Annotated in this window: 2 protein-coding genes; both read right to left on the minus strand. The window is 56.5% G+C overall.

What is annotated here, in order from left to right; genetic code table 11:
• A partial coding sequence (atpB, locus tag Q0331_RS10645) for a F0F1 ATP synthase subunit A (RefSeq protein WP_298076330.1) occupies positions 1-796 on the minus strand: 796 nt, incomplete at its 3' end.
• Between the two features lie 499 nt (positions 797-1295).
• A complete protein-coding gene (locus tag Q0331_RS10650) occupies positions 1296-1823 on the minus strand; it encodes a hypothetical protein (protein WP_298076331.1) in 528 nt (175 codons plus the stop codon).
• Positions 1824-1977 lie beyond the last annotated feature (154 nt).

A 1977-nucleotide genomic window follows, 5' to 3' on the forward strand; every position in this document is an offset into this window, starting at 1 on the left:
GCTCGTCTGCGTGGAGGGACAGCTCGATGTACACGGCGGTCAGCAGGGAGAAGATGTATGCCTGCAGGAAGATCACCATGAGCTCGAATAGGGTGAAGGCGATCGCGAAGAGGATCGTGCCGCCAGCAGCCACAGTCCAACCGCTCATCTGCCAGAAGAAGAAGTTCGTGGCACTGAACAGCATGACGAGGATGATGTGTCCAGCCAACATATTCGCCATAAGACGAATCGTCAGCGTTACCGGACGGAGGACGAATGTGGAGAATGCCTCGATCGGCGCCACGATGAAGTGGAGCCAAGAAGGCAAACCAGGAATGATCAGCGAGGACTTGATGTACTTGCCGAAGCCATAGCGCTTCACACCCGCGTAGATGAATGCGATATACGCAACAACAGCCAGCACCAATGGCAGACCCACTCGAGCGCTGGCTGAAATGTTCATGAACGGGATGATCGTCGACATGTTGACGGCAAGGACGGTGAAGAAGATAGCGGCGATGATCGGCAGGAACCGGCGCCCCTCCTTCTTGCCCAAGATATCCTCCGCGATGTGAATCCGAACGAAGTCCAAGAAGTACTCAGCAACGTTCTGCACGCCGCTCGGAATCAGCTTCGGCTTCCGCATTGCAAAGAAGAAGAATGCGGAAACCAGAAGAATCATCACAATACGGATGACCATGAGGCGGTCGAGCGCGAAGGCTCCACCAGCAAACTCACTGAACCACAGCTGGTTGCTATCCACTTGCCCCGGGAAGAATTCGTGTTCCAATGAAGGTACGTGAAACTCGCCCTTCATGGCCAAGGTTGTTACGCTCAGCGTTCTCTCCCGTGATTGGGCCGCAAGATTGCACAGAATCACTGCGGTGCGATGGAGGTCTCTTTTCGAAGAGTTAGGCCGATGCTGAGGGACTCCGTCGCACGTCCCTACATAATCAGCCGGTGCCGTATCTACTGTTCACACATACGTGTGCCAATAAATGGCCCGATAGAACAATATCAGTTTTATCTCGTGAATCGCTAAGTGAAACACGTTGCGGGTCCCCCCACTTGGTCGTGGTTTTCAACGTTTTTGGCTCCAGAATCATTTGTATGTGTTTAGGCCTACCTCCGCTTCCCTCCCTGCGGTGCTTACCCCCAGCTCGCTACTGACAGTTGTCGCCTCTCCGCGTGAGGGCGTCATCTCTCTGCGCGCAAGTAGTGCCACCCGTAGCACCACAACAAACTAGGAGCCCCGGCCTGCATTGGCTATGCAAAAACCGGGGCGTGGATTAGGGCACTAGATGCCGTTAGCCTCGTTAGCTGATGTAGAGCTTCTGGGTGCGAGTAACCGCCAGTGTCTCGATGGCCAGTACGGCGACCATGCTCAAGATCACAGTCACGGCCAGCGCCGCGGTGTCGTAGAAAGTCTTGTCCTTCAGGAAGAACAGAATGCCCAGTAGCACCGCCGCCTTAACCAGCCAGCTGCCCAGGATCAAGCCCATCGTCATCGAGGGCGAAGTGTTGGAACTAAACAGCACGATCACTACCGTCAGCAGCATAAATCCGCCGCCGACCAGCCACCCGATGCCTGCTCCCCACAGCCCTTCGGTGCCGCTGATAAGACCCCACACCAACAGGGAAAGCGCACCCAACACCAGCAGCGCCAGCGCTCCGGAACGCATGGCAGCCTTCAGCGGGCCGACGTGGTCGCTGGCTTGGGATACGTCGTTCAGCTCGGGAAGCTCTTTCGCGCCCCCAGCACCGTTCGCCCCAGCACCGTTCGCCCCAGCACCGTTCACTGCAGCGTCTTTTGCAGCACCGTTGTTCTCAGTCGCCTCAGTCATGGCGATTAGCTTACCTGAGCCGTGTTCGACTTCCGATTCTCCCGCCACAGCGGCACCACCGTCGCAGCGATGGCAATAATCACCAGCAAACTAAAGGAGATTGCCATTACGTGAAGAGGCAACACGGTCAGCCCCACTGCACCGAAGGCCACTA

This window comes from uncultured Corynebacterium sp. (assembly GCF_937999985.1).
GTDB lineage: Bacteria > Actinomycetota > Actinomycetes > Mycobacteriales > Mycobacteriaceae > Corynebacterium.